We start from the raw sequence: 6,580 nt of genomic DNA, 5'->3' as shown, positions 1-6,580 counted from the left end.
CCCCCACCCCCACCCCCCACCCCCCACCCCACCCCGCGTTGATCATGGAGTTATTGCTGCGACACGCCGGTGCGTAGGGCAATAACTCCATGATCAACGCGGGGTGGCGAGGCGAGGCGAGGCGAGGCGAGGCGAGGCGAGGGTGGGTGGGTTGGGTGGGGTGGGTTAGTCGCCGGTTGCGGTTTCTGCTGCTGTTCTTAGGTTGGGGGCGCTTGCTGGTTCGGCTATGCCGCCGGGAGACTCCGTGAAGCCTGCGACCTCCGCGGTCTCCGCGGCGACCGCCGGCTGGTCGGCCGGCATGACCTCGGGCATCTTGGGTACGGCGACCACCGCCGTTCCGTAGGCGCAGATCTCCATCCACATCTCGCCGCAGTCGCGGCTGTCGAAGCGCATGCCGATCACCGCGTTCGCGCCGAGCCGCAGGGCCTCCTCGCCGAGCCGGGACACCGAGTCGGTGCGCCACCGGGTCAGGTTGTCCGGGGCCATCGGGTCGTACGCGCCACCGCGCAGGTTCTTGACCCCCTCGCGGTACGGGTTGCGTGTCCTGGCCATCGAGGACACCACCTCACCGAGAATCTGGCGGATCTCATAGCCGGGCAGTTGCTCTGTCGTCACGACCAGCACGGTTCCGATGCTGTCAGGAGTGGCGCGACCCGATCGGGTGCATTGTTCACCTGATCGGATGCTGCAAAACAGCGCGGCGCGGACGGCCGACACGCAGCCGACCATCCGCACCGCGCGGGGCGTTAACCGTCAGACACCGGCCACCGAGGTGATCCAGGCCCGGTTGTACGCAACGCTGCCGTAGTTCTGGATGCTGTAGCCGTCGGCGGTGGAGGCGACGCCGACCTGCTGGCCGTTGTAGAACTGTGGGCCACCCGAGTCGCCCCGCCACGCGTTACCGCTGATCTCGGTGCTGCGGATCGCCTGCCCGCCGTACGCGTCGGTGACGCTGTTGCTTGTCACCCGCACGGTGGCGGTCTTCAGTTGGCTGGATGCGGAGCAGCCGCTGTAGCAGGTCATGCCCCAGCCGTAGATCGAGTTGGTCGAGTTGATGGGTGGGTTGCTGCTGGCCAGGGTGACCGTCGAGGTGCTGACGGTGCTGGAGAGCCGCATGAGGGCGAGATCGTTGCGGGTGTAGGTGGCGCTGACCGTACGGGTGACGCCACCCGAGGCGCGGTAGACGCTGCCGACCCGGACCGACATGGTGCCGCTGATGCAGTGCCGGGCAGTGAGCACCCACTGTGCGGCGATGACGCTGCCGGAGCAGGTGAACGAGCCGTTGCTCAGCACCGCGGCGGCCCAGGGCGCGGACGAGACGGTGTTGCCGCCGATGATGGGTTGCGGGCCGGGTGGGGCGGCGGACGCGCCGGACGCGGCGCCGAGGGCGCCGACCAGGGCGGTGCTGAGCACGGCGAGCAGGGGGCGGATGCGCATCGGGTGGACTCCTTGGGTGGGGCGGACCCGGGGTCGCCGGGTGCGGAAGGGCGACGGAGGGAGGTCCCCACCGCCGCCTAAATCGACTTATGTCGATGTACGATAGGGCCCGGGACCATCGTTATCAAGATGTTGATCGGGATGGATCAATGTAACGATTCGGCCACCCGCGGCGCCATGTTTGTCCTGCTGAGGCCGCCTGTCGCGCTCCCTGGGTCACCCTGGGTGCCGGCAATGTCGATCACTGCCTGAACTGCGGGCGGCCGGTGCGGGCGCGGCGATATCTGCCAGGTACGCTGGCTGCGCTCGCCCGTTGTGGGTCGGCACCCAACTGCGTACACAGTCAGGAGTGCCCAGTGCCTCGCGTCGTCGTCGACGTCATGCTCAAGCCCGAGATCCTCGATCCGCAGGGCCAGGCCGTCGCAAACGCGCTGCCCCGGCTCGGCGTCGGTGACGTCGCCTCGGTTCGGATCGGCAGGCGGATCGAGATCGAGTTCACCGGTGAACCGGACCTGGACCGCGCTCGGGAGATTGCCGACAAGTTGCTCGCCAACCCGGTCATCGAGGACTTCACCATCCGCCTGGTCGAGGCCGACGAGACCGCGGACGCCCGCTCGTGACCGCCCGGGTCGGTGTGGTCACCTTCCCCGGCTCGCTCGACGACGGGGACGCGGCCCGAGCCGTCCGCATCGCCGGTGCCGAGCCGGTCCGGCTCTGGCACGGTGACCCGGATCTGCACGGGGTGGACGCGGTCGTGCTGCCCGGCGGCTTCTCCTACGGTGACTACCTGCGCTGCGGCGCCATCGCCCGGTTCGCCCCGGTGATGGAGACGATCGTGGACGCCGCCCAGGGTGGCCTGCCGGTGCTGGGCATCTGCAACGGCTTCCAGATCCTGTGCGAGGCGCACCTGCTGCCCGGCGCGCTCACCCGCAACCAGCACCTGCACTTCCGCAACCGGGACCAGGTCCTGCGCATCGAGTCGGCCGGCACCGCGTGGACCAACGCGTTCCAGCCCGGCCAGGAGGTGCTGATCCCGGTCAAGAACGGCGAGGGTTGCTACGTCGCGGACACCGCGACGCTGGACCAGCTCGAAGCCGAGGGCCGAGTGGTGGCCCGGTACGTCGGCGGCAACCCCAACGGGTCGCAGCGCGACATCGCCGCGATCACCAACGCCGCGGGCAACGTGGTCGGCATCATGCCGCACCCCGAGCACGCGGTGGAGGCGCTCACCGGTCCCTCGTTGGACGGCCTCGGCTTCTTCACGTCGGTCCTCAAGCACCTGGTCGGGGCGCCGGCGTGACCGGCGACACGGCCATCGGTCAGCTCAACCGCATCTCTGGCGGGCACGAGCGCAGCGAGGAGAGGTCATGACCACCCATCCGGACCCGGTACGCGACACGCCCGAGGCGTACTCCGCCCCGGCGCAGCCGGCCGAGCCGAGCCCGGCGCAGCCCGTCGCTCCGGCGGCCGCTCCCGCCCAGCTGGCCGCTGCCGTCTGGACCGAGGGCGTGGACACCGTGCCGCGCGCCGGTGGCACCCCGGGCGAGCTCCAGCCGTACACCGAGCTGGGCCTGCGTGACGACGAGTACGACCGGATCCGGCAGATCCTCGGCCGTCGGCCCACGCAGTCCGAGCTGGCCATGTATTCGATCATGTGGAGTGAGCACTGCTCCTACAAGTCGAGCAAGGTGCACCTGCGCCAGTTCGGCGAGAAGGCCGTGCACAGCGACCGGCTGCTCGCCGGCATCGGTGAGAACGCCGGTGTCGTGCAGGTCTCCGACGAGCTGGCGGTGACCTTCAAGGTCGAGTCGCACAACCACCCCAGCTTCGTCGAGCCGTACCAGGGTGCGGCGACCGGCGTCGGTGGCATCGTCCGGGACATCCTCGCCATGGGTGCCCGCCCGGTCGCCGTGATGGACCCGCTGCGTTTCGGCGCCGCGGACCACCCGGACACCGCCCGGGTGCTCACCGGTGTGGTTGCCGGCGTCGGCGGCTACGGCAACTGCCTCGGCCTCCCGAACATCGGTGGTGAGTTGGTCTTCGACCCCTCCTACCAGGGCAATCCGCTGCTCAACGCGCTCTGCCTGGGTGTGCTGCCGGTCGAGCGCCTGCAGAACAAGGCAGCGGCTGGCCCGGGCAACGTTGTCGTACTCATGGGTGCCAAGACCGGCCGGGACGGCATCGGCGGCGTGTCGGTGCTGGCCAGCGCGACCTTCGACGAGGGCAGCGAGGCACGCCGGCCCGCCGTGCAGGTCGGCGACCCGTTCACCGAGAAGCTGCTGATCGAGGCCTGCCTGGAGCTGTACGACGGCCAGTTGGTGGTCGGCATCCAGGACCTCGGCGGCGCCGGCCTGACCTGCGCGCTCACCGAGACCGCCGCCGCGGCCGGCACCGGCATGCGGGTCTGGCTGGAGCGGGTGCCGCTGCGCGAGCCCTCGATGGACCCGCACGAGATCCTGGCCAGCGAGTCGCAGGAGCGGATGCTGCTGGTCGTCGCACCGGACAAGCTGGAAGCGGTGCTCAAGACCTGCGAGAAGTGGGGCGTGCTCGCCACCGCGATCGGCGAGGTCACCCCACCGGAGCCGGACGGCCGCCCCGGCCGACTGCTGATCACCTGGCAGGACCACCTGGTCGTCGACGTGCCGCCGGGTTCGCTCGTCGACGACGGCCCGGTCTACGCCCGGCCGATGCGTGAGCCGGCCGACCTGATCCTGCTCCAGGCCGACCGGGCCGAGACGCTGCCCCGCCCGGCCGACCCGGAGGCGCTGCGGGAGACCGTGCTGCGCATGATCGCGTCGCCCAACCTGGCCGACAAGACCTGGGTCACCGAGCAGTACGACCGTTACGTGCTGGGCAACACCGTGCTCGCCCAGCCGGAGGACGGCGGCGTGATCCGGATCGACGAGCGGACCGGGCTCGGCGTGGCGCTGTCGGTCGACGGCAACGGGCGGTACACCCGACTCGACCCGTACCACGGCACCAAGCTGGCCCTGGCCGAGGCGTACCGGAACGTGGCGGTGACCGGCGCGAAGCCGATCGCCGTCACCAACTGCCTCAACTTCGGCTCCCCGGAGGACCCGGGCGTGATGTGGCAGTTCGCCGAGGCCGTGCGCGGCCTGGCGGACGGCTGTGTGGAGCTGGGCATCCCGGTGACCGGCGGCAACGTCAGCTTCTACAACCAGACCGGAGCGGCGGCCATCCACCCGACCCCGGTGGTCGGCGTGCTGGGCGTGCTGGACAACGTCGCCGACCGGGTGCCGATGGGCTTCGTCCCGCGGCCCGGTGGCGATCACGACCAGCTCTACCTGCTCGGCGAGACGAACGTGGAGCTGTCCGGCTCGGAGTGGGCCTGGGTGACGCACGAGCACCTCGGCGGCATCCCGCCGCAGGTCGACCTCGCGCGGGAGAAGGCGCTCGCCGACCTGCTGGCCGAGGCGGCCCGGGTCGGTCACCTCGCCTCCGCGCACGACCTCTCCGACGGCGGCCTCGCCCAGAGCCTCGTCGAGTCCTGCCTGCGGCGCGGCGTCGGCGCCCGCATCGCGGTGCCGGAGCAGTTCGCCGAGGGTTCGATGCCGTTCGTCTACCTGTTCAGCGAGTCCGCCACCCGGGCGCTGGTGTCGGTGCCGCGCGGCCACGACAAGGCGTTCGCGGCGCTCTGCGCCGAGCGTGGGGTGCCGTTCGAGCTGATCGGTGTCACCGACCCGACCGGCGGCGCCCTTGAGGTGCACGGCCAGTTCCGGATCGAGCTGGACGAGCTGCGCAGGGCGCACACCGAGACGCTGCCCCGCATCTTCGGGGGCTCGGCGGCCGTCGAGGTGCCCGCGCCGGCCGCCGGTGTGGCGGGTGCGGTCGAAGCCGTACCGCTGCCGGTCGCCCCGGCCCAGCCGATCGACCCGGCCGAGGTGCTCTCCGAGCCGATCGCGTCCTCGGGGCCTTCCCCGGCGGCCGGCGCCGTCGAGCCGATCGGTCCGGCACAGCCCGGTGGGTCGTCCGAGTCTGACACCGGTGTCACCGAGCCGTCGCCTGACGAGCGCTGAGGCGTTGGCGGCCGCCGTCTACGGCCAACCCGGCTCCGGTGCGCGGTTCGACTGGGGGCTGACCGGGGCGGCCGAACTCGGCCGGGTCTGCGCGGCGTTGGTGGTGGTGGACGTGCTGTCGTTCACCACCGCCGTGGAGGTGGCGGTCGCCCGGGGCATGCGGGTGCACCCGTTCCCCTGGGGTGAGCAGGCCGCCGAGTACGCGGTGCGTGTCGGCGCGGTCGCGGCGGTGGGCCGACGGAAGGTGACCGCGGAGCATCCGTGGTCGCTCTCGCCCGCTGCTCTGAGCACGGCACCGGTGGTGGCGGACCTGGTGCTCCCCTCGCCGAACGGCTCGGCCATCAGCGCCGCCGCCAGCGCCACCGGCCTGCCGGTGGTCGCGGCGTGCCTGCGTAACGCACCGGCCGTCGGGCGTTGGTTGCGCCGCCAGGGGTACGGCACAGTGGACGCCCCGATCGGCGTGATCGCGTCCGGAGAGCGGTGGCCGGACGGGTCGTTGCGCCCGTCGGTGGAGGACCAACTCGGTGCCGCCTCGGTGCTCGACGCCCTCTCCGGCGTACCGGGCGGGTTGTCCGTGGAGGCGGCCATGGCACTTGCCGCGCTGGCGAGCACTCCGGACGTGCCCGCCGCGGTGCGCGGAAGCGTTTCCGGGCGGGAGTTGACCGAGGGCGGCTTCGCCGAGGACGTGGACGTCGCCGTCCGGGTCGGCGTCTCGAACGTCGTGCCGGTGCTCCGTCAGGGCGTCTTCTCCGCCGCCTGAGCGGCGACCAAGCCGGCGCTGGGCGGATCAAGCCGAGCGGTGCCGTGCGATCGCGGTGATCAAGCCGGGCCGGGCCGCGCGTTCGGGCTGATCAACTCGGGTTTCATGAAAGCGGGGTGTCCAGGTGTGCGGGACACCGCGACTTTCTTGACCACGAGTGGATCTTGACGCGAAACGGCCACCCGGAACTCCGGGTGGCCGTTTTCGTGCGGTGTGGTCGGTCAGTCGTCCAGCCAGTCGAGGCGTCGACCGCCCCGGTCGGTCTGCGGCGGGGTTTCCGGCCGCGCCCGCCCGGCCGGCGGCTGACCGTAGCCGCCCTGGTCGTAACCGCGGTCGTCGTAGCCGC

General features: G+C 71.5%; 6 protein-coding genes. 4 read left to right on the top strand and 2 right to left on the bottom strand.

The window, feature by feature from the left end; translation table 11 throughout:
• Window positions 1–165 precede the first annotated feature (165 nt).
• Both AB0B57_RS14225 and AB0B57_RS14220 read right to left on the bottom strand, forming a co-directional pair.
• Entirely contained in the window at window positions 166–729 is a 564-nt protein-coding gene (locus AB0B57_RS14225) for a YbjQ family protein (protein ID WP_357068980.1), read from the bottom strand.
• A 24-nt stretch (window positions 730–753) separates the two neighbouring features.
• Window positions 754–1,437 carry a trypsin-like serine protease gene (locus AB0B57_RS14220; protein WP_357068937.1) on the bottom strand — a complete coding sequence of 228 codons (684 nt, stop codon included), beginning with the start codon at window positions 1,435–1,437 and terminating at the stop codon, window positions 754–756.
• A gap of 356 nt (window positions 1,438–1,793) precedes the next feature.
• Here AB0B57_RS14220 and purS point away from each other — a divergent pair, with 356 nt between their 5' ends.
• From purS to AB0B57_RS14200, 4 genes are all read left to right on the top strand, one after another.
• Window positions 1,794–2,057, top strand: a complete 264-nt coding sequence (gene purS, locus AB0B57_RS14215) for a phosphoribosylformylglycinamidine synthase subunit PurS (protein ID WP_184180400.1) — start codon at window positions 1,794–1,796, stop codon at window positions 2,055–2,057.
• Window positions 2,054–2,737: a phosphoribosylformylglycinamidine synthase subunit PurQ gene (purQ, locus tag AB0B57_RS14210; RefSeq protein ID WP_238685297.1), complete on the top strand. Its 684-nt coding sequence runs from the start codon at window positions 2,054–2,056 to the stop codon at window positions 2,735–2,737. Before purS ends, purQ begins: the two co-directional genes overlap by 4 nt.
• A 67-nt stretch (window positions 2,738–2,804) precedes the next feature.
• Window positions 2,805–5,474 (top strand): phosphoribosylformylglycinamidine synthase subunit PurL, encoded by a 2,670-nt coding sequence (purL, locus tag AB0B57_RS14205; RefSeq protein WP_357068934.1) that lies wholly within the window; start codon window positions 2,805–2,807, stop codon window positions 5,472–5,474.
• A 4-nt stretch (window positions 5,475–5,478) separates the two neighbouring features.
• Window positions 5,479–6,234, top strand: a complete 756-nt coding sequence (locus AB0B57_RS14200; protein WP_357068978.1) for a 2-phosphosulfolactate phosphatase — start codon at window positions 5,479–5,481, stop codon at window positions 6,232–6,234.
• Window positions 6,235–6,580 lie beyond the last annotated feature (346 nt).

The sequence above is a fragment of the Micromonospora sp. NPDC049101 genome, from assembly GCF_040648675.1.
Taxonomy (GTDB): Bacteria; Actinomycetota; Actinomycetes; order Mycobacteriales; family Micromonosporaceae; genus Micromonospora.
The sequence above is the reverse complement of the archived record's forward strand: the minus strand, read 5'-3'. Positions and strand labels throughout refer to the sequence as shown.